General features: G+C 71.2%; 19 protein-coding genes and 1 tRNA gene. 10 read left to right on the plus strand and 10 right to left on the minus strand.

Annotated features, from left to right (window positions below):
- Nucleotides 1–517 precede the first annotated feature (517 nt).
- Both A3IG_RS30770 and A3IG_RS35900 read left to right on the plus strand, forming a co-directional pair.
- Nucleotides 518–979, plus strand: a complete 462-nt coding sequence (locus tag A3IG_RS30770; protein ID WP_201787552.1) for a hypothetical protein — start codon at nucleotides 518–520, stop codon at nucleotides 977–979.
- A 4-nt stretch (nucleotides 980–983) separates the two neighbouring features.
- A complete protein-coding gene (locus A3IG_RS35900; RefSeq protein WP_018385660.1) occupies nucleotides 984–1,169 on the plus strand; it encodes a hypothetical protein in 186 nt (61 codons plus the stop codon).
- A 318-nt stretch (nucleotides 1,170–1,487) separates the two neighbouring features.
- Here A3IG_RS35900 and A3IG_RS35400 read toward each other — a convergent pair whose 3' ends face one another.
- Both A3IG_RS35400 and A3IG_RS32915 read right to left on the minus strand, forming a co-directional pair.
- Nucleotides 1,488–1,964 carry a hypothetical protein gene (locus tag A3IG_RS35400; protein WP_236719294.1) on the minus strand — a complete coding sequence of 159 codons (477 nt, stop codon included), beginning with the start codon at nucleotides 1,962–1,964 and terminating at the stop codon, nucleotides 1,488–1,490.
- Nucleotides 1,965–1,980: 16 nt separating this feature from the next.
- On the minus strand, nucleotides 1,981–3,180 hold the full coding sequence (locus tag A3IG_RS32915) for a helix-turn-helix transcriptional regulator (protein WP_236719293.1): 1,200 nt from the start codon (nucleotides 3,178–3,180) through the stop codon (nucleotides 1,981–1,983).
- Nucleotides 3,181–3,565: 385 nt separating this feature from the next.
- Between A3IG_RS32915 and A3IG_RS32065 the strand changes: the two genes are divergently transcribed.
- The 4 genes from A3IG_RS32065 to A3IG_RS0121540 all read left to right on the plus strand — a co-directional run bounded on the left by A3IG_RS32065 (nucleotide 3,566) and on the right by A3IG_RS0121540 (nucleotide 6,766).
- Nucleotides 3,566–4,039 (plus strand): hypothetical protein, encoded by a 474-nt coding sequence (locus A3IG_RS32065; protein WP_236719292.1) that lies wholly within the window; start codon nucleotides 3,566–3,568, stop codon nucleotides 4,037–4,039.
- 348 nt (nucleotides 4,040–4,387) lie between these two features.
- Nucleotides 4,388–4,681 carry a putative ATP-grasp-modified RiPP gene (tgmA, locus tag A3IG_RS0121530; protein ID WP_236719291.1) on the plus strand — a complete coding sequence of 98 codons (294 nt, stop codon included), beginning with the start codon at nucleotides 4,388–4,390 and terminating at the stop codon, nucleotides 4,679–4,681.
- A gap of 7 nt (nucleotides 4,682–4,688) precedes the next feature.
- The gene (gene tgmB, locus A3IG_RS0121535; protein ID WP_018385663.1) at nucleotides 4,689–5,654 is read left to right on the plus strand and encodes an ATP-grasp ribosomal peptide maturase; all 966 of its coding nucleotides are present in this window, start codon (nucleotides 4,689–4,691) and stop codon (nucleotides 5,652–5,654) included.
- Nucleotides 5,651–6,766, plus strand: coding sequence for a methyltransferase domain-containing protein (locus A3IG_RS0121540; RefSeq protein WP_018385664.1), 1,116 nt, complete (start codon nucleotides 5,651–5,653; stop codon nucleotides 6,764–6,766). The genes tgmB and A3IG_RS0121540 overlap by 4 nt, the downstream gene beginning before the upstream one ends.
- A 132-nt stretch (nucleotides 6,767–6,898) precedes the next feature.
- Here A3IG_RS0121540 and A3IG_RS0121545 read toward each other — a convergent pair.
- From A3IG_RS0121545 to A3IG_RS0121570, 6 genes are all read right to left on the minus strand, one after another.
- Nucleotides 6,899–6,970: transfer RNA gene (locus tag A3IG_RS0121545), tRNA-Val, on the minus strand.
- Between the two features lie 43 nt (nucleotides 6,971–7,013).
- Entirely contained in the window at nucleotides 7,014–7,721 is a 708-nt protein-coding gene (locus A3IG_RS0121550) for an ABC transporter ATP-binding protein (protein ID WP_018385665.1), read from the minus strand.
- Nucleotides 7,714–8,748 (minus strand): ABC transporter ATP-binding protein, encoded by a 1,035-nt coding sequence (locus tag A3IG_RS0121555; protein ID WP_018385666.1) that lies wholly within the window; start codon nucleotides 8,746–8,748, stop codon nucleotides 7,714–7,716. The genes A3IG_RS0121550 and A3IG_RS0121555 overlap by 8 nt, the downstream gene beginning before the upstream one ends.
- Nucleotides 8,745–9,566, minus strand: a complete 822-nt coding sequence (locus A3IG_RS0121560) for an ABC transporter permease (RefSeq protein WP_018385667.1) — start codon at nucleotides 9,564–9,566, stop codon at nucleotides 8,745–8,747. The genes A3IG_RS0121555 and A3IG_RS0121560 overlap by 4 nt, the downstream gene beginning before the upstream one ends.
- Complete coding sequence (locus A3IG_RS0121565) at nucleotides 9,559–10,548, minus strand: ABC transporter permease (RefSeq protein ID WP_026220519.1); 990 nt, start codon at nucleotides 10,546–10,548, stop codon at nucleotides 9,559–9,561. Before A3IG_RS0121565 ends, A3IG_RS0121560 begins: the two co-directional genes overlap by 8 nt.
- Nucleotides 10,545–12,116, minus strand: a complete 1,572-nt coding sequence (locus A3IG_RS0121570) for an ABC transporter substrate-binding protein (RefSeq protein ID WP_018385669.1) — start codon at nucleotides 12,114–12,116, stop codon at nucleotides 10,545–10,547. Before A3IG_RS0121570 ends, A3IG_RS0121565 begins: the two co-directional genes overlap by 4 nt.
- Nucleotides 12,117–12,277: 161 nt before the next feature.
- On the opposite strand from A3IG_RS0121570, the gene A3IG_RS30785 reads away from it, so the two are divergent.
- Nucleotides 12,278–13,633 carry a hypothetical protein gene (locus A3IG_RS30785; RefSeq protein WP_018385670.1) on the plus strand — a complete coding sequence of 452 codons (1,356 nt, stop codon included), beginning with the start codon at nucleotides 12,278–12,280 and terminating at the stop codon, nucleotides 13,631–13,633.
- 196 nt (nucleotides 13,634–13,829) lie between these two features.
- Here A3IG_RS30785 and A3IG_RS0121580 read toward each other — a convergent pair whose 3' ends face one another.
- Nucleotides 13,830–16,196: a discoidin domain-containing protein gene (locus tag A3IG_RS0121580; protein ID WP_236719290.1), complete on the minus strand. Its 2,367-nt coding sequence runs from the start codon at nucleotides 16,194–16,196 to the stop codon at nucleotides 13,830–13,832.
- A 633-nt stretch (nucleotides 16,197–16,829) separates the two neighbouring features.
- Between A3IG_RS0121580 and A3IG_RS0121585 the strand changes: the two genes are divergently transcribed.
- From A3IG_RS0121585 to A3IG_RS30790, 3 genes are all read left to right on the plus strand, one after another.
- Nucleotides 16,830–17,246: a CBS domain-containing protein gene (locus tag A3IG_RS0121585; RefSeq protein ID WP_018385672.1), complete on the plus strand. Its 417-nt coding sequence runs from the start codon at nucleotides 16,830–16,832 to the stop codon at nucleotides 17,244–17,246.
- A gap of 236 nt (nucleotides 17,247–17,482) precedes the next feature.
- Nucleotides 17,483–18,079 carry a peptidoglycan recognition protein family protein gene (locus tag A3IG_RS0121590; RefSeq protein ID WP_018385673.1) on the plus strand — a complete coding sequence of 199 codons (597 nt, stop codon included), beginning with the start codon at nucleotides 17,483–17,485 and terminating at the stop codon, nucleotides 18,077–18,079.
- Nucleotides 18,080–18,279: 200 nt separating this feature from the next.
- Nucleotides 18,280–18,816: a superoxide dismutase family protein gene (locus A3IG_RS30790; protein ID WP_018385674.1), complete on the plus strand. Its 537-nt coding sequence runs from the start codon at nucleotides 18,280–18,282 to the stop codon at nucleotides 18,814–18,816.
- A 54-nt stretch (nucleotides 18,817–18,870) separates the two neighbouring features.
- Here the strand turns inward: A3IG_RS30790 and A3IG_RS0121600 are convergent, their stop codons facing one another.
- Entirely contained in the window at nucleotides 18,871–20,256 is a 1,386-nt protein-coding gene (locus A3IG_RS0121600; RefSeq protein ID WP_018385675.1) for an SDR family NAD(P)-dependent oxidoreductase, read from the minus strand.
- Nucleotides 20,257–20,452: the final 196 nt, after the last annotated feature.

The raw sequence follows: 20,452 nt of genomic DNA on the forward strand, positions 1-20,452 counted from the left end.
CCCGCCAAGCAGGTCAGTCCGAACCGGGCCCAGCCAGCACGACTAGCGCGCAATAGCCTCCACACAACCAGCAATGGCGCTCACAGTGGTCAGAACAGCCACTAGCACCGCCAACCAGTACGGCGGCCCGTGGCGTCCTTCGTTGTGTTCGGGCACTGCTGCTCGGCTCCTCCCTGTGTGAGTGATTTCCCCCGTAGCCCCCGGTTGGGGGCGCTCGAGTGAGAGGAGCTGACGACCACTCTAGTGGCCTGAGGTTGAGACGCTTAAATCCCGATGACCGAATGGGATATGGCTGTTGGGATTCCTCGCAACTTGACGCCCCCGTGTGAAGGTCTCCCGGATGCCCCACACATTGGTGGGCCGCTGCCGCAGGACTTTCCTCGACGTGGTCACGTCGAGGGGAGAACACGCGCGGATCAGGCAGTGGACTGCGGCGGCAGCGGTGTGCGCGGCGGTGCTGGGCGGGATGGCGGCCCCGGCGCCAGCAGCACCCAGGGGGCCGGCGGAGGCTGGGGAGATGAATGACACCACCATGCGGCGGGCCCTGATGGCGCTGCCGGTGGCCGACGAGGACAGGAGCGGCTACGAGCGGTCGAAGTTCAAGCACTGGATCGACGAGGGCGGCGACCAGTGTTCGACCCGGAATGAGGCGCTCTTGAAAGAGGTGATCCGGGGGCCGTCGCGGGGCTCGCGCTGCTCGCTGTCCGGCGGCGTCTGGCACAGCTACTACAACAACGTGGACGTGTTGGCCCACGTGGGCTCGACATCGACCACCTCACACCCCTTGCTGAAGCCTGGGACAGCGGGGCGTCCGCCTGGTCCGCGAAGGAACGGGATGAACGGGATGTCTACGCGAACGACCAGCGCGATCAGGCAGTTTGATCGCGGTGACCGCCCGGTCGAACAGGTCGAAGGCCGACAACGACCCGGCCGAATGGCTGCCGCCGGACCCGGCCGCTCACTGCCGCTACTTAAGTGAGTGGGTGACGGTGAAGACGCGCTGGCGCCTTTCCGTTGACGAGGCCGAGCGCACGGCCCTGTGGCAGGTGGCCGCCGGGTGCCTAGACCAGCGGATCACGGTGGAGACGGCCCGCTGCCCTCGCGACGACTGCCCCGCTCTCGGCTACAACCTGACCGGGGCGGCTTCGTTGCGATCTCTTCGGGGCTGATGACGACCCCCAACAGGACGGCCACTACCTGATCAGGGTGGTGCCGTTGCGATCCCTTCAGGGCTGATGAACGACCCCGAGGGTAAAGTCCCAGGTCAGGCGGCTCTTGCGACGCTCGTTGGCGTCTAGTTTTGCAGCGTTCCGGCGGTTGTGCATCTACGCAGGTCACAGCCGTGGCGGAAGATGGCAGACGTGCGACGGCCATGCTGCGGGTCTGTGGCAGGCCCTGAACCGATGATCGCCCCGCCTTGGCTTCGGCTGGGAGGGGCGACTTCATCATGTCCGGGAGCCGCGGCCGGTGGCGCGGCGTGGCACCAATCAGTCTCGAGTTGCGCCCGCCGGCCAGATGACACGGACTGGTACCCCAGTCTCGTGGGCGTAGGCCACAACGTCTGCCGTACCGCCGTACCCGCGGGCCGGTTGTCCGTCCCACACAGCTAGGAGCACATCTACCAGTCCAACCAGGATCTCACTTCCGGCCATATGCGCGTTCGAGTCTGATTCGACCAGTCCGGTGGAGTGCGTTTCGACTGCCTCTCGCAGAAGCGCATCATAGGTGGCGTGGTGATTCTCCGGCAGGCCCGAGCGGTATTCCTGTGCAGGGACCACCACCTCGAGACTCCCGCCAAGCTGAAGGATCATTTCCGCGAACCATGCATCGGGACCATCCGCGATGCATGAGACGGCAACCAGTCCGTTGGGATCTTGGTCACGTATCACCTCGGCCAGGAGCGCGCGAACTTGCCGCTCAGTCTTGGTCGAGAGTCCTCGGTGCCCAGTAATGCCCATGCGCATATGGCGTTCCCTCGAATCACAGATAGACGTCATGTAGGCGATCATCAAATTCGCGGACGATCTTTGGCGGCGTTGGCGACGAGTAGGTGCGCCGAAGAGCACGGACTCTCTCCACGATCCGACCAGACCGGTACCGAGTACCGATCTCCAATGCGCGGGCACCGAGGGCGAACGCGCCGTCAATCCGACCCTCTGCCATATGCGCCATGGCAAGGTCAGCAAGTAATAGGGCGCGTTGCTTTTCGTGGCCAGAGGTCATGACGGAGGAAACGCTGTCTTGAGCGGCGAGCACCCATCTGGGCCGCCCGAGCCATGCCCCACAGGTTACCCGGGTTGCGGCGACCTTCCCAGGTGTGAAATTGAGAACCCAGGGCCACGGCGGGGGATCTTCCACCGCGATGCGTTCGACGATGCACGCAGCGGTGGTAAGGGCTCGATCTGCCGCGTCACTGTCTCCGGTCGCGGCGTGCGCCAGTGCTTCATTCGCGGCTAGCCACGCTTCGGCAACTGCTGGGCACTGGTCCGCGAGATGCCGACGCGCCGACCGGATTAAGCTCAAGGCTTGTGCGGAATTACCCGCATGGGCCTCGAACTGCGCGAGGCTGCCAAGTTGGTATGCAGCCAAAAGCGAGTTCGAAGCGCGGCGTGCCGCCCGGATTGCAGTTCCATACCAAGTACGGGCTGACCCGTGGTCCCCCATGTCCCACGCCAGCCAACCGGCAAAAGAAGCAGCCTCGCTACCCACTGCGGCCAGTTGGACCTTCGCAGTCCTGTCGGCCTCGGCAGCGAGGGATTGTGTCAGACGGAGATGAGCGAGCAAGGGCTCGGTCAGGAGTCGGGACGGTGTCTGTCCGTCCATACGCCGGAAGGCAGTGGTGACCAAGCGGAGTGTGGCCGCGTAGCTTCCGTCCTGTCTACCTACTTTCGGCGATGAAGGCAGGGACGGAGCGGTGACGACCGCTGCTGCTCCGGCAAGAAAGTTGCGCCGTTCCACTTCAGTTCCATCCGCGCGGGCGGCCTGTGCCGCTGTGAGATCGGCGAGGCCGACCAGGCGCGGCGGGAGATGCAGGTGCAAGGCGGCCCGCGCCAAGAGGGTCATGTTGTAGGCGGCAGTCCCGCGGCCCTCAAGCCGTGAGATGGCGGACTGGCTGACGCCGCACGCCTCGGCGAGCTGCTTCTGTGAGATGTGGGCGTCAACCCGCGTCAGTTTGATCACTCTTCCGTAGTTGCCTGCGTGTGCAGCATCTCGAACAGCTTGCCCGGACCAGGTCACCGATTACCCCTGCCTCTTGGTACCTCGACTGTGTACACCCTCTGCGGTGTCTATGCAGTACGTGCATATGTGTATGCGGCAGCAGGGTCATAGCTGGTGTCGCAGTATGACGCGCGGTTTCGTCTCCTCACTACCCGTAGTGGGAAGGGGACACAGTGACCACCGTTGAACTCAGGTCCGACCGACGGCGCCCGCCCAATCCCCACTGTCGTATCTCCCCGGGAAGGGGCGGGCGGCGCACCGCCATCAAGGACGCCCTCGCGCATCGGGGATGTTCCTGGTGACCGGCGGGGGAACCGCGCAGGGGTGGAGGCCGCCCAGTGATGACGTGCCCCGGCCGGTGGCCACCCGGGTCCACTGGGACGCCGTTCGGGTCCCGGACCCGGCGGTGGCAGCCTCGGTGCTCGACCGCCTCGGGCGGGAGACGGGGGCGGTGATAGCGGACAGCCGCACCGGGGTGCGCTACTGGCTCGTCCGCCCGCACGCCGCCGACTCCTGGCCGGCCATGACCGGGGTATCGGTCCTTGGCCGCGACGACTTCGTGGCCGTCCCGCCGATCTGGAAGCTCCAGGGCCCGGGCCCGCACTGGCGCGTGCCGTTCCTGGCCGACTCCTACCTGACGCCTCCCGACCCCCTGTGCGGCGCGCTGCTCGCTGCCACGGAGCACCTCCAGGAGGAGGACGACGACGCGCTGGTCGGTCTCACCGCGGAACGGCGGGCGTGGAAGGACCGGGTGCTGCGCATACGGCTGCGGGAGGTCAACCGCCGCAGCATCGGCCGGGAGTCGCGGCCATGGGGGTGAGGGAGCGCCGGTTGGCGGACCGGGCTGGCGGCTGCCCGGGCGGCGTGGCAGGCCCAGGCCGCCCGGGCAGCCGGAGGCCGCGACGCGATGGTTGGAGAAGGCGCTCAGCATGGTTCCCGGCAGCACGGGGCGGTTACCGGACCTCGGCGACGGGCCGCCCGCCGGCCCGGCCCCCTGACCCCCGCTCCCGTGCCGTGTCCTCCCCACACAGCACCGGCACGGGAGCGGGGCACCATCCCCCGAGCTCCGTTCCGGCCGGCGCTCCCGCGGCCCGGTTCCATGCCGGCGGGCCGGTCCCCCGGCCGGCCGGAACGGACCCGTCCGAAAACCCGATCGAAGGAGATGAAGATGACGGTTCTGGCACCTCCGATGCTCTCGAGGCAGCCCGCCCCCACGCAGGGACCGGGGCCAGTGACCGGCTCGGTACGGCCCTTCGGGCTGACTACCGCCCTGCCGGCCAGGGCGCAGGCGCCCTCCATCGGTGAGGGCCTGTCCCTGTGTCCGCAGCGGCAGGTGACGGTCGTCACCGACACCGGCGAACCGGCGATCCACGCGCCGTCGATGAAGAGCCAGTTCCTCACTACCTCGCAGACACAGGAGGACATGCAACTGGCCACCGACACCGACAACGACACGGACTGAGGCGACGGTGACGGTCCTGGTACTGACCCGCGCCATGATGGACGCGACCGCGGACCTGGTCATCACCGAGCTGTCAAAGCGCGGAGTCCCGGTCGTCCGGCTCGATCCCGCGGACTTTCCGCAGCATCTGGCCATCTCGTCCCGGATAGGGCCCGGCGCCCAGTCCTGGGAGGGGCTGTGGCGCGGGCGGTACCGGGACCTACGCCTTGGGGACGTCACCGCTGTGTACTACCGGCGCCCCGGCCCCTTCCGCCTGCACGACGGGCTCTCGCCCGAGGACGCCCGTTGGGCCCGTGAGGAGGCCCTCGCCGGGTTCGGCGGGGTCCTCTCCGCCCTGCCCTGCATCTGGGTGAACCACCCGTACCGCAACGCGGTAGCCGACATCGCGCCGTACGCGCTGGCCACCGCGGCACGCTGCGGGCTACACGTGCCTCGCACACTGATCACCAACGACCCGCAGGCGGCCAGGGAGTTCGTCGCCGCCCTGCCCGGTGGGGCCGCGGCCTACAAGCCGCTCGCCGCCGCCGGACCGATCGGACCGGACGGGCAACAGAGCGCCGTGTGGACCAGCCGCGTCACCGTTGACGGCCTCACCGACGCCGTCGCACTGACCGCTCACCTGTTCCAAGAGTGGATCGACAAACAGCACGAAGTGCGGGTGACCGCCGTGGGCAACCGGCTGTTCGCTGCCGAGATCCACGCCGGGTCACCGGCGTCCCGGATCGACTTCCGCCGGGACTACGACAGCCTCACCTACCGGCCGTGCGAGGTGCCCGACACGATCGCGGTCGGCGTCCGCTCCCTGATGCGCGCCCTCAGCCTGCGCTACGTGGCACTGGACCTTCTCGTTGGACACGACGACACCTGGTACCTGGTCGATGTGAACCCGGGTGGCCAGTTCGGATTCATCCCCGACCTGCGCGACCCCATCACCCACGCCCTGGCTGATCTCCTGGGGGGAACCCGCCGATGACCACCACCACTTCCGCCGCGTCGGCCGCCGAGCTGCGCCGTCTCCTGGTCGAGCAACTCGCCGACCAGGGAGCCCTGTGCGACCCGGCCTGGCGAGCGGCGTTCGCCGCCGTTCCGCGGGAGACGTTCGTGCCCTCCTTCTCGGTCCGGCAGGGAAGCGAGGACCAGCTCTACCAGGACGGCGACGCCGGGTACCTGGCCGCGGTCTACAGCGACACCTCACTGACCACCCAGCGGGACACCGCGGGATGCCCCACCAGCTCCTCCAGCCAGCCCTCCTTGATGAGCCGCATGCTCGAGGCACTCAACGTCGATGAAGGACCCGTCCTCGAGGTGGGCACGGGCACCGGGTACAACGCCGCCCTGCTGTGCCACCGCTTCGGCGACGACCAGGTGGTGAGCGTGGACATCGACCCCGAGCTGACCCACACCGCCCGCGACCGCCTGGCCGAGCTCGGCTACCGGCCAACCCTGCTCACCGCCGACGGCACCGCCGGCGCCCCGGAGCGCGGCCCGTACAACGGACTGCTGGCCACCTGTAGCGTGACCCGGGTACCCGTCGCGTGGCTCCGCCAGGTCAAACCCGGCGGCGTCATCGTCGTCAACCTCGGCAGCGGCATCGCCCAGCTCACCGTGACCGACGAGCGCGGTGCGATCGGAGGGTTCCTGTCGGGCACCGCGTCCTTCATGGCCGCCCGGCCCACCGCGACACACCCGGCCCCACACGCGCCGCGGTACACCGCCCTGATCGCCAACGCCGAAGGCGAACCCAGCACCGAGGACCTGCACGGTCTACCAGCCGACGGCCTGGGGCAGCTCGTCCTGTCCGGATCGGCGATGCCCCTGACGTTCCACCAACCCGACGTCCTGGGCGTGGAGCTCCACGCCGACACCGGCACCATCTACGGTCTGGTCCACCCCGCCACCGAGTCATGGGTGCGGGCCACGGCTGCCGCCGACGGCACCGCACGGGTCGTGCGGGGCGGCCCGCTGGACCTGTGGACCGACCGCGTCCGGCTCCTGCGGGAATGGATCGCCGCCGGGCGCCCCGGTCCCGACGCCTACCGCCTCACCGTGGAGCCGACGGGCGAACACCACCTGACCCACATCTGACCCTGGCCACCGAAACCGCCACCGGGCGCGGGCTTCTCGTTGCCCTTCTGCGGGGATGCGGGAATGCGGATTCCTTGCGGACTCCTGGAGTGGCCTTTCCGGAATGGTCTTCCGGTGGGCCCTGACCTGCGGTGGGCACAGACGGATTCGAACCGCCGACATCTGCCTTGTAAGGGCAGCGCTCTACCGCTGAGCTATGCGCCCCGCGCCCCGGGTGGGGCGAGGTATGAGAGGACAGCCTACCTTGTTATGACGTCCAGGTATCGAGGTCCTTGGCCGACCCCGCCGCCCCTGCCGACCCCGCCGCCCCCGCCGCCAGCGTGACCGTGCGGTCGCACCAGCGGGTGAGGAGTTCGTCGTCGTGGCTGACGGCGAGCAGGCCGGCGCCGGTGCGGGTGCGGTAGGACTCGACGGCGCCGACCAGGGCGGCGGTGGTGGAGGCGTCCAGCATGGAGGTCATCTCGTCGCAGACCAGCCAGCGGGGTTCGAGGGCCAGGGCGCGGGCGAGGCAGGCGCGTTGGAGTTGGCCGTCGCTGACCTCGTGGGGGCGGCGGGTCAGGAGTTCGTCGGTGAGGCCGACGGACCGGGACAGTTCGGGCAGGCGGTCGGGGACCTCCGCGCGGCGGCCGTTGGCGCGCAGGGGCTCGGCGATGACGTCGGCGAGGGTGAGCCTGGGGTCGGCCGACTGGCGTGGCTGTTGGAAGACGACGCCGATGCGGGTCCGCAGGGAGCGGGGGGCGCGGTGGCGCCAGCCGTGGACGCGGTGGCCGTCCACGGTGACGGTGCCATGGTCGGGGCGGTGGAGCAGGGCGGCGACCCGGGCCAGGGTGGACTTTCCGCAGCCGCTGGGGCCCTGGAGGCCGACCGCCTCGCCGGGGGCGATGGTGAGGCAGGCGTCGCGGAGCACCGGGGGGCGTCCGGGGTAGCCGGCGGTGAGGTGGGCGAGTTCAAGCATGGTGGCAGGCGGTTCCGTCGGTGAACGCGGGAAGCGTGGTCGTGCACTGCGCCGTGGCCCGGCCGCAGCGGGGGGCGAAGGCGCACCCGGTGGGGAGCCGGCTCAGCTCCGGCGGCATCCCCGGGACGGGGACGAAGGTGCGGGACGGCAGGGCCTGGAGGAGCCCGTGGGCGTAGGGGTGCCGGGGGCCGGGTTCCCCGAAGAAGGAGGGGGCGGGGGCGATCTCCACGATGCGTCCGGCGTACATCACGGCGACGCGGTCGGCGACGCGTTCCGCGGCCACCAGGTCGTGGGTGACGATGAGCACCGCCCGTCCGGCGTCGGCGTGCCGGCGCAGTTCGTCCACGGTGTGTTCGACCAGGTCGCGGTCGAGGCCGGTGGTGGGCTCGTCGGCGAGCAGCAGCGGTGCGTCGCCGACCAGGGCCGCGGCGGTGGCGGCGCGTTGGGCGAGTCCGCCGGAGAGCTGGTGGGGGTAGTGGTCGAGGTGGTCGGGCGGGAACGCGGCCCGGGCCGCGGCCCGCTCGGTGGCGGCGCGCAGTTCGGCGCGTGGGGTGCCGTGGAGTTCGCGCACGGTCTCGGCGAGTTGGGAGCGAACGGTGCGCACGGGGGTGAGGTGCGCGGCGGGGCTCTGCGGGACGAGGCCGATCAGGCGCCCGCGGACCCGGGTGGCGAGGGTCTTCTCGGGTGCGGACAGGACGTCGAGGGGGGCGGTCGGGGTGCCTGGGGAGTGGACCAGGGCGGTGCCGGAGACGACGGCGTTCCCCGGGAGCAGGCCCAGCAGGGCGGAGGCCAGCACCGACTTGCCGCAGCCGCTCTCCCCGACCAGGGCGAGGCACTCCCCCGCGGCCAGGTCGAGGTCGATGTCGTTGACGGCCCGGACGGCGCGCCCGCCGCGCATCCGGAAGGTGACGGTCAGGTGGCGCAGGGACAGGACGGGGCGGGGGTCGGTGGGGGGCGAGGGGTCGCCGCGGGTGTCCGCGGCGGGGCCGGGCGTGGTCGGCTGCCCGGTCACGGGGCGGGGACTCACAGCATCAGCTCCGATCGACGACGGGGACTGATCCGTTCGCGCCAGACGCCGGCGAGTCCGGCGATGGCGAGGGTCGGCACGATGATGAACAGGCCGGGGAACAGGGTCGGCCACCAGTCGCCGGCGAGCAGCGAACCCCGCCCGGCGTGGATCATGGTGCCCAGGCTGGCCTGGTGGCCGGGCATGCCCAGGCCGAGGAAGGACAGCGCCGACTCGTGCCAGATGGCGTGCGGGACCATCAGCACCGCGGCGAGCCCGGCGCGGGGGAGCACCGCGGGCACCAGGTGCCGGACCGCGATCCGCCAGCGGGTGGACCCCCCGGAGATGGCGGCCTCCACGTACGGGCGCTCGCGCAGCGAGAGGACCTCGGCGCGGACGAGCCGGGCGGTGGACAGCCAGTGGGTGAGCCCGACCGAGGCGATCACGGGCCACAGTCCGGGGCGGAACATCGCCACGACGAAGATGCCGAGCAGCAGGTGGGGCACCGACGCGAAGGCGTCAACCAGCCGCATCAGCAGCCGGTCGGGCCAGCCCCCCAGCGCGCCGGCGAGGGCGCCGACGGTGCTGCCGACAACGGTGGCGACGAGCGCGGCGACCACTCCCACGAGCAGGGACACGCGCAGCCCGTAGACGCAGCGCAGCAGCACGTCGCGGCCGGCGTCGTCGGTGCCGAAGGGGTGGCTCGGGGTGGGTGGGCGGAGCTTGTCGGAGAACGCGACGAGTTGCTGGTCCAGGTCGGTCAGTGGCGGCACGACCAGCACCGCGAGGACCACCGCCAGCAGGATGGTCGCGGACGTCCACAGCCTTGCCCTAGCCATCGAACGCCACCCTGGGGTCGGCCAGGCCGTAGAGCAGGTCGGTGAGGAGGGTGCCGAGCAGCACCGCGGCGGTGGCCAGCACGGTGAGTGCGGCCAGGAGGGGGAAGTCCACGGCGAGGGCCGCCTCGACGGTGGCGGCGGCGATGCCCGGCCAGCTGAACACCGTCTCCACCAGCAGGGCTCCGGTGATCAGTTCGGGGATGCGGGTCCCCACAAGGGTGAGGACCGGCAGCAGCCCGGACCGCAGGGCGTGCCGCAGCAGCACGGTGCGCCCGCGCAGGCCGCGGGCCCGGGCGCCGCGGACGTAGTCCTCGTCGAGCGCTTCGACCAGCGACTCGCGGACGAACAGGGCGAACCACGGTAGCTGGGAGACGGCCAGCACCGCGGCGGGCAGCACGAGGTGGCTGGCGACCTGCCCGGCGGTGACGGCGTCGCTGCGGGTGTCGGTGAGTCCGCCGGCCGGCAGCACGTCCAGTTCCAGGGCGAACAGCCAGATGGCGAGCAGGCCGAGCCAGAACGTCGGTGCGGCTTCCAGCGTGTAGCAGGCCGCGGTGGTGAACCGGTCGGCCGGGCCGCCGCGGCGCCGGGCGGCGAGGACGCCCAGCGCCGTGCCCAGCAGCACGGTGAGGGTGAACGCCGTGACGCACAGCAGCACGGTCCAGCCCAGCCGTTCGGAGATGACCTCGGAGACGGGCTGGCGCAGCGCGGTGGAGTGGCCGAGGTCGCCGGTGGCGGCGGAGCCGAGCCAGTCCCACCACTGCTCGGTGAACGGCCGGTCGGCGCCGAGGTTGTGCCGCAGTTCCTCGAGGGTCTGTTCTGACGCGGTGCGGGCGGCGGTTCCGGCGTAGGCGTCGACGGGGTCGAACGGGGAGGCGGCGGCGACCGCGAAGACCCCGAAGGTCACGGCGAGCAGGACCGGCACGGCGAACAGCAGCCGGCGGCCCGCCATCCTGGCCATGGGTGCCCAGGGGAGGGCGCTCATCCGCGGGGCCGCCAGTCCTCGACGTTCCACCAGGGGCCGGCGCCCAGGCCGTGGTCGTGCGGCTCGGGTTGGGTGGTGACGCCGGTCCAGTCGTCGTCCATGACGTAGATGTGGTCGACGTGGGTGAGGAAGACGCCCGCGGGGTCGCGGACCAGTTCGCGTTGCAGGTCGGCGTAGGCCCTGCGGCGTTCGCCGTCGTCCTGGGTGCGCCGGGCCTGGGTGAGGTACCGGTCGACGGCCCCGTTGCGGTAGTGCGACATGTTGTTGAAGCCGTCGCCGGCGAGGCTGGAGTGCAGCAGCCCGTACAGGTCGTAGTCGGGGTCGGCCGGGTTGCCGCCGCCCTGGAGGACGGCGTCCTCCGGCAGCCTGGGTTCGATGGTCTCCCAGGTGCCGGCCTGGACCCTGACGTCGATGCCGACCTTCCTGGCGTCCGAGGCGAAGGCCAACGCGTGGTCCTGGCGGAGTTTGTCCCCGGACGGGTACCACAGGGTGAACGAGGCCCGGGTGCCGTTCTTGGCGCGGACGCCGCCGTCGTCGTCGGTCTTCCAGCCGGCGCGGTCGAGGATCTCCCGGGCGGCCTCGGGGTCGTGGTCCCGTTCGGTGCCGCGGGCGAAGTAGGGGCTGGTGGTGGGCAGCGGGCTGTGGGCGGCGCGGCCGGCGCCGTCGAGGACGTCCCTGACCATGGAGTCGCGGTCCACGGCCACGTCCAGGGCCCGCCGGACAGCCGGGTCACCGGTGACGGCGTTCCCGCTGGGCAGGGTCACCCCGCGGTAGTCGGCGCTGGTGGCGGTGAGGGTCTTCTTGCCGTCGGTGTCCTTGAAGGCGGCGGCGAGGTTCGGCGGGNGGACGGCGGCGTCGAGGTCGCCCGACCGCAGTCGGGTGGCCCGCACGTCGTCGTCCTTGACCACGGCGAAGGTCAGCGAGGTGACCTGTGGGGCCCCGTCCCAGTAGTGGGGGTTGGCCTTCAGGGTGAGCTTCTCGCCCCTGCGCCAGTCGGCCAGCAGGTAGGGGCCGGTGCCGATGGGCTCGGTGGTGAAGGAGCCGGTGTTGACGTCCTGCTCGGCCAGGACGTGCTCGGGGACGATGGGCAGCACCGTGCGCCCGGCGAAGGCCGCGTAGGGGTACCTGAGGGTGAAGACCACCCGGTCGCCGTCGGCGCGCACCGACTTCAGGGCGTCGAGTTCGGTGCGGTTGGGGTTGTTGGTCCCCGGGTCGAGCAGGGTCCGGTAGGTGTACACCACGTCGTCGGCGCCGAACGGCTCGCCGTCGCTGAAGGTCACGCCCCTGCGGACGGTGTAGGTGTAGGTGAGGCCGTCGGCGCTGATGTCGGGCAGGGCGGTGGCGAGTGCCGGCTCGAGGTTGAAGTGGGCGTCCCTGCGGAGCAGACCGTCGAAGATCTTGGAGTTGCCATCCTTGCCGTAGCCGAGCAGCGGGCTGAGGGTGTCGGGCTCGGTGGCGACGCCGACGACCAGCGAGTCGGCCGCGCCGCCGGTGGGGTCCTGGCCGCCCGCGTCCGGGTTGGAGCAGGCCGCCGTGACGGTGAGCGCGACCCCAGCGGCCACCACCACCAGCGAGCGACGAATGCGCCGAGTCACGGCGTACCCCCTATTGCGTAGCTGTGTCTATTGCAAAGCGATCGCAATTAAATCGCACAACCCGGTGTCCCCACCATCGGGGGATCTCGGTGGGAGGATGGAACCCAGCACTGGGGCGCGAACGGGAGAGGGATGTGAGGGCACCGACGCCGGTACATCGCGGGGCCACCGACGCACTCGGAGCGCTCATCGCGGCGCCGCTGCTGGCGACCGCCGCCCTCGTCACCCTCCTGCCCACCTCCTTCCTGGGCGGCGGCACCCGTTCCTGGTGGCGGCGCGGGGACAACCGCGGCGACGCCCTGGCCGCCAAGGACGCCGCTGCCGAGGCGTTCTACGAGCTGGACTCCGCCCAGCGCGAGGTGCGGATCTCCGTGGAGATGATCGAAGCGGTGGAGGACTCCCCCGCCGCCCACCGGGCGGTGGCCGAGTTCGCCACCCTCTCCCAGCGCGTCGACGAGGCGAGCCACGCCTACATCGAGGCCGTCGACGCCCACGACCTCACCTCGGAGGAGCTGGACGCGGGCGCAGCGGCGCGGGCACGGCGCGAACTGACCAAGGTCTGCGACGAACTGCGCGGGGTCAAGGCGGACCTGGACCGGTTCGCCGGCACCCTCGCCCCGCTGCTGGAACGCGCCGAGGCTGAGCTCTCCCGACTGGTCCCGGCCGTGGACCGGGCCAAGCAGGCGCTGCTCGGCGCCACCGAGGCGCTGGACGCGGCTCGCGCCCTCGGCCTGCGCGCGGACGACCTCGCCGCCCGACTGGCCGCCCTCGCCCCCGAGCTCACCAAACTCAACCAGGGCGCCGGCGTGCACGGTGTGCGCGACACCCTGCGCCGCGCCGAGGAGGTGCACACCGCCGCGGAGGCGATCCGCGGCGAAGCGGCACGGCTCCCCGAGCGCGCCCGGGAGATCGACCGCCGGCTCGCCAGCCTGCGCACCAGGACGGAGGCCCTGGCCAACCGCGCGCAGACGGTCGATCCGGTGCTGAGCGAGCTGCGCCGCCGCTACACCGTGTCCTGCTGGCAGGACCTCCAGCAGGTCCCGGAGCGCGCCGCCCACGCGATCGAGCAGGCCCGGGCGAAGCTGGAGGAGGCCGCCCGGGCCCGGGCCGAACAGCGCTGGCCGGACGCCACGGCGCAGCTCGCCACCGTCCGCGCCCTGCTGAACGACGCCGACGAGGCGGTGTCCGGGGCGGCCAGCCGGCTCCAGGCGCTGAACGAGGTCGCGAAGGACCCGTCGGCCGAGGTGGAGAGGACCCGCTTCGCGCTGCGGGACGCCCAACGGCTGGCCATGGCCGGCCGTTCCACGCCCGACCCCCGGCACGCCGTTCCGCTGGACCGCGCGGTGTCCCGGGTGGACCTGGCGGTCGCCGCGTTGGAGGAGGGCCGCCACCCCGACTACTGGCACTTCCTGACCGAGATGGCCGCCATCCGCCGCACGGCCGGCGAGGTGGTGGCGGCGATCCGGGAGGACCTCGCCGCGGGACGCTGAGGGCGGAGGCGTCGCGGGCCCACGGCCGATGAGCGAGGCGGTGCTCACCGAGCGTCCCGGAGCCCGACAAGGTCGGGTGGCCGCGACCGCGTGGGACGGTTCAACCGTTGCCCGGGAGACCTGCGCTGGTCGCAACGGACGTCGTCATGACCAGCGCAGGTCCCGTGCGTTCCCGGGGCCCGGTTGCCCCCGGCGGCTACGCGGAGTCGGGGCTCATGGAGCGGACCTCCAGCCGCCACAGCGAGTAGCCCCAGCCGGTCGCCCGCTTGACGCCCTGCATCCGTACGTACCGGGCGGTCACCGGAGCGAAGGTGAGCTCGTCCACGCGGGCGCCGGCCGGCTTGTCCCGGACCGAGGCCACCGTCCTCCAGTTGGCCGCGTCGTCCGAGACCTGGATGTCGTAGTCACGGGCCGAGGCGCCCTCCCAGTCGAGCAGGACGCGCTGCACGGTCTGCGGAGAGCCGAGGTCCACCTGGATCCACTCGCCGTCGCGGTAGCCGCTGGCCCAGCGGGTCCTGCTGTCACCGTCGGTGGCGTTCTCCGGTCCCAGGCTCGCCACCTCGGACGAGGACGCGGTGGTCGGCCGGTGCAGGGCCAGGTCCGGCACCTCGAAGACTCTCATGCTCCACAGGGCGTACCCGTCCTGCTTCTTCGCCGCGTGCGTGCCGACGAGTCGTACCTGCCGTGCGGTGACCGGCTCGAAGGTGAGGGTGTCGGCTCCCGCGGCCTCGCGTCCGGTCCTGCTCGCCACCGTGGTCCAGTTCGCACCGTCCTTCGACACCTGGACCTCGTAGTCCCGCCCGTGGGCGGCGGCCCAGTCCAAGTCGACCTTGCTGACCACGACCGGCTTGCCGAGGTCGACCCGCAGCCACGCCTCGTCCCCCGGGCCGCTGGCCCACTGGGTGGTGCGCACCCCGTCGAAGGCCGCCGCCGCGTCGCCGGCGGACGCTGTCGCCTCCCCGCGCAGGCTCACCTCGCCCGACGCCGGCGCGGCCAGCGTGGTGGAGACCTTGGTCAGCCCGGTGCCCACACCGAGCTTGCGGACCGTGTCGAGGAAGGAACCGTAGGAGACGCCGGCCTTGCCCCCGCTCCACATCTTCTGGGCCAGTACGCCGAACGTGGGCTCGACCAGCCCGTGCACGTCGAGCTCCGAGTAGTCCTTCAGGGTCAGGTCGTTCCACACCGCCGACATGGCTCCGAGCAACTGCGGGTCGCCGGGGGTCACGCTCTGCCCGCCGGGGAAGACATGCGGCTCCCACTGCTCGTAGAGGTACTTACCGTCCAGTCCGCGGCCGTGGTAGTAGGGCGCGAACGGGACGATGTAGAGCAGCGCGTCGTTGGTGTTGATGAAGGAGTAGCCGTCCCGTTTGAGCGCCTGCGGCCCGTGCCAGCCGTTGTTCCAACTGTTCATGACCACGTCGCGGTCGTAACCCTCGGTGTTGGCCGCCATGACCGACAGGCTGCCCCAGGCCCGCGGCTGCTTGCCGAGCCCGCGGATGTGCGCGGCCATCTCGTTGAAGTAGTCCTTGTAGCGGGGCTTGTCCACCCGGTACTCGTCGGCGCCGAAGTGCACGTCTGAACTGCGGAACCAGGGGACGAACTCGTCGAACACCGACTTCATGAACTCGGTGGTCTCGGGCTTGGACAGGTCGAGGTGGTCGGAGTCGCCGTTGTTGAGGCCCAGCGACGGACGGAACCGGATGAACGCCAGCGAGTGGGCGGGCGCGTCGATCTCCGGGATGATCGTGACTCCGTTCGCGGCGGCGGTGTCCTCGAAGGAGTCCCAGTCGGCGCGGTCATAGGCCCCGTCCTGGGAAGCCAGTCCGGCCAGCTCGGGGTTGTCGGTCTTGAGACGGAAGCCGGCCTGCACCTCGCTCCAGGGCCTCCCCTCCCGGAAACCGTTGTCGTTGAGGTGGAGCTGGAGTTCGTTGAGCTTGAACCAGCCCATCACTTTCAGGTAGTCGCGGATGTACTCGGGGGTGAAGAACCGCCGCCCGACATCCAGCATGAACCCGCGGACCTCGTAGTTGGGCCAGTCCACGGCCGTGCCCACGGGCACCGAGTCGCGACCGTCGTCGAGCAGCAGGATCTGCAGGAGGCTGCGGGTGCCGTAGTAGACACCCTGAGCGGTCGGCGCGCTGATCGTCACATTGCGATCAGTGACCGTGAAGACGTAGCCCTCCTCGGCGAACCGGGCGCCGCCCGTCTCGTCGGTCAGGGACGGGTCAACCGACAGGACGATGTCGCCTTCCTGGGGCACCCGCGGGGAGACATCCAGTTTCCGCCCCGTCACCTGAGCGATGTCCGAAGAGAGCTCCGCGCCCTGGTCATCGAGCTGGTTGACCTGCCCCTTGGCCAGCACGATCCGACTGTGCTTGCGCAGCTCGAACTGGCCGGCACCGCCCTCCCACTGCTGGAGGGCGGGCACCACGGTGGGCTTGGGGTTGGGGTCAGCCTTCGCGGGGGCCTGTTCGGCGGTTGCGGACGGCACGGCCAGGACGGAAGCCAGCAACCCGACCGCCAGCCCTCTGAGCAGTCGGGCCACTTGTCGTTCTCTGCGCACTCGAACCTCCTTCTGAGCGGGATCGGACAACGTATAGCCCAACTTCCCAGTGAGGTCTAGACCACTGACACCATGATCTTCGGACCTCGCCGGCTCCGTGGTCCGTGCCCGCGGGCCCGGCTCGCCGCCGGGGGTGGAACGGGAAACGGCGGTGCCGCCCGCGACCGGCCGCGGGTCACCGCCCCGGTCCGCAGCCGGTGCCACGGGGCACGGGCGGGAGGCCCAACGTGCCGGGAACACCGGCGACCCGACCCGCAACACCGGCGCTGACGTGCGCGGACGAGCGGTCCAACGGGACGGCCAACGACCTCCTCGTTCCGGCAGGATGCTGCACGGCAACTCGCGGACAGTACCCGGCGCTCGCATGCTGTCTGGTTCCCGCTACTTTTAGAGGGCGCCTCGCTGCTGCATCCCCCGTCGGTAGCGGGGCGTTTTGCTGCCCGGGGGCGGCCCGCCCGCGCGGCAGCGGCACCCCCGACGGCTCCTGTTGCGCGGTGTCCGCTCCCGGCCCCTCCGCACCGCCCGCCCCCCCGCTCACTCGAACGGACGACGCCGATCGCGCCCCGACGGTGCGGCGGTGACGATGGGGGCGCACCCGGTGGCCCTCGCCGGGCGGTTTTCAGGAGGTGAGTGATGACCACAGCCGGAGAGATCATGCACCGGGGCGCCCAGTGCATCCCCATCACCGAGACGCTGGATCGCGCGGCCCAGCTCATGCGGGAGATGGACGTGGGGTGTCTCCCGATCTGCGACAGCAGCGGCAGACTGGCCGGCGTGATCACCGACCGTGACATCGTGGTGCACTGCGTTGCCCTGGGTCGCGAGCCGTCCCGGGTCACCGCCGAGGACCTGGCACAGGGCACCCCGGTGTGGATCGACGTGAACGCCGACATCGAGGAAGTGCTGCAGGTGATGGAGAACCACCGCATCCGCCGCCTGCCGGTCATCGAGAACAAGCGGCTGGTCGGCATCATCAGCGAGGCGGACATCGCCCGGAACCTGTCCGAGGAACAGGTCGCCGCGTGGGCGGAGCGGGTCTACGCCAGATGAGGTCCGGTTCCCTCCGCTCGGGAACCACCCCCTCGTCCACCAGCCCGCCGTCGGGGAACGCCCCGGCGGCGGGCCGCCGTTGTGCCCGAAAGGCCCGTCCCCGGACTTCCGTGTGAACATCCCGGAACATGCCTTGCTGTTCGCGGTGGATAGCCCGAGAAACCGGGTATGGAGAATGTACACGTACAGCAGTTCGGCTGCGTGTTCCAACTCCCTGCTTCGAGAGGGAATTCCTCATGGCCACACCCATGAGCGCTGACCGCTTTCTCAGTGCGCTGAAGAAGGAAGGACTGAAAGTCGTCGAGGTCGGATCGTGGCGGACGCACAACCGCAACCACAAGGGCGCGTGGGGCCCGGTGCACGGGGTGATGCTCCACCACACGGTGACGTCGGGCACGGCCGCGTCGGTGCGGATCTGCCGGGACGGGTACACCGGGCTGCCGGGCCCGCTGTGCCACGGCGTCATCGACAAGGCCGGCACCGTCCACCTGGTCGGCTACGGACGGGCCAACCACGCCGGGCTCGGCGACGACGACGTGCTCCAGGCGGTCATCGCCGAACGCACCCTGCCCCAGGACAACGAGGCGAACACCGACGGCAACGCCAGGTTCTACGGGTTCGAGTGCATCAACCTCGGCGACGGCCACGACCCCTGGCCGGCCGCACAGCTCGAGGCGATCGAGAAGGCCGCCGCCGCGGTGTGCCGGGTGCACGGGTGGAACCACATGTCGGTCATCGGGCACCTGGAATGGCAACCGGGGAAGATCGACCCCCGGGGCTTCACGATGTGGGGCATGCGGGCCCGGATAGGCGACCGCCTCGGCACCCGATAGCCGTGCCCGTCCGACGCCGGCCCTCGACCGGAAAAGGCCGGCACGCATTTCCCTTCGGAGCGGTCCCGCATTGACAATCTCGTGCCACATCCGTGTCCGGGCGCCGCACACACCGTTGTCGTTGTGGTTCGGCCCGTTTACCCGGTCGGAATTCGCCGGTGAACGGGAAGGAAGTGCCACATCAACGGAGGAGTCATCCCATGCTCGGTGTGTTGCTGCTCGCGGGGGCCCTGCTGGTCCCGGGAACCCCGCCCGGGGAGGTACTGGCGGACGACCACTTCGCCCCGGTCGGGGCCACGGTGCCGAAGGCGGTGACCCACGACGTCCACGGCGTGCCGCCGGGCAGCCACGTCTGGCTGGCCGAGCGCGCCGGGGAGCGGGACACCTGGCTGACCCTGAGGGTCCACGGGCTCCGCCCCGACCACACCTACGGCATCCACGTCCACACCGAACCGTGCGGAAGGCAGCCGAAGGACTCCGGGCCGCACTACCAGGACCAGGTGGATCCCCGGCAGCCCTCCGTGGACCCCGCCTACGCCAACCCGCGCAACGAGGTCTGGCTCGACCTCACCACCGACCGGCACGGCGCCGGCGAGGCCACGGCCCACCAGCGGTGGCGGTTCCGGCCGGGCCAGGCCCGTTCCGTGGTGCTGCACCAGCACGGGACCAGCACGGAGCGGGGTCACGCCGGTACGGCCGGCGACCGGCTCGCCTGCGTCAGCGTCCCCCTCCGTTGACCCTGCGTTGATCCCGAAGGGGGCCGTGGGCCGCGCCGGGCCCCCACGAGGTGGTCACCACGCGGCCTCGCGGTAGTCCTTCAGGAAGACCCCGGAGACCGGCTCTCCCGCCTCACCGCGCACGATGGGGTCGTACACCCGTGCCGCCCCGTCCACGACGTCCAGCGGAGTGCGGAAGCCGACCGCCGCGGTGCGCGCCCTCAGCGGTGCCGGGTTCTCGTCGGTGATCCAGCCGGTGTCCACGGCGCACATGTGCACGCCGTGCTTCGCCAGGTGCGGGCCGCTGGTGCGGGTGAGCATGTTGAGCGCGGCCTTGGCCATGTTGGTGTGGGGGTGACGGGGGGACTTGTTCCGCACGGTGAACCTGCCCTCCACCGCGGAGACGTTGACGACGTAGCGCCGCGGGTGCGCGGAGGCCAGCAGCAGGGGAAGGAGCCGGTCGCACAGCAGCAGCGGCGCGAGGGCGTTGACCAGGTGGGTCTCCAGCACCTCGACGCCGTCCAGCTCGCCGAGCCGGACCGACCAGGAGTTGACCGGTGACAGGTCGGGGAGGAGTCCCGCCTCGTCCACCGCGACCGGCAGGGCCGCACCGCCCCCCGCTCCTTCCCCGACGTACCCCAGGGCGTGCGCCAGGGCCCCGGCCGGCAGCGCCACGGGGGCCATCGGCCGGTAACCGGGGGCCGTTCGCCGCCGAGCTCCGGGCGGGAGCGGCGCACGTTCCCCCTCGGCCAGCGGCAGGTACGCCTCGGCGGGCCGACGCACGGTCTGCGCCGCGTTGTTGACCAGGATGTCCAGCGGCCTGCCCTCGTCGGTGAGCTCCCCGCAGAGCCCCAGCACCTGCCGGGGGTCCCGCAGGTCGATCCCGACGACGGTGAGCCGGCCGAACCACTCGTCGCTGTCCTCGACCTCCCGGAACCGACGCAGGGCGTCGGTGGGGAAGCGGCTGGTGACCAGGAGCTCGGCGCCGTCCCGCAGCATCATCAGGGCCAACTGGAAGCCGATCTTGACCCGCCCGCCGGTGAGCAGGGCACGGCGCCCCCGCAGGTCCGTCCGCAACCCGCGGCGGGCGAAGTTGTCGGCGGCGCACCCCGGGCACAGTCGGTGGTAGAAGCCGTCCGCCTCCTGGTACGGCTGCTTGCAGACGTAGCAGCGCACCGGCTTGAGGTACCGGGCGGGGGTCCCCCGTCCCGCGGTGAGCGGGGCGTCCTCACGCCTCGCCGGATCGCCGGTGGCCGTACCCGCCTGCACGGCGTCGTCCGCGGCGCGCCGCCGGGCGTTCTGCGCCCTCTTCCGCTTCTGCCGCCCGTCCCGGACGAAGGAGGACACGAGCCGCTCCATCCGCACGCGCACCGGATCGTCCACGGACAGGGTCCGCAACCGCTCAACCGTCGTCTGGAAGGCCGCCAGCTCTTCCTCCCCGATCAGCCCCTCGCCGCCCACCTGTCCCCTCGGCTCCCCCACCGTGCTCCCACCCGACCCCGGCCGGACCCGTCTCCGCGTGGCCGCCGGGGTCCCGGGGTGCGCCCGCGACCGCGCCGCGGATCGGACGTCAATGACCGGTGCACACGGTACCGCCACCACGGATCACCGGGCGCACGTGCGTTCGGGGCCCCGGGGCTGGCTGCCACGGAGCGAC

This window comes from Wenjunlia vitaminophila DSM 41686 (assembly GCF_000380165.1).
In the GTDB taxonomy this organism is placed as follows: Bacteria; Actinomycetota; Actinomycetes; order Streptomycetales; family Streptomycetaceae; genus Wenjunlia; species Wenjunlia vitaminophila.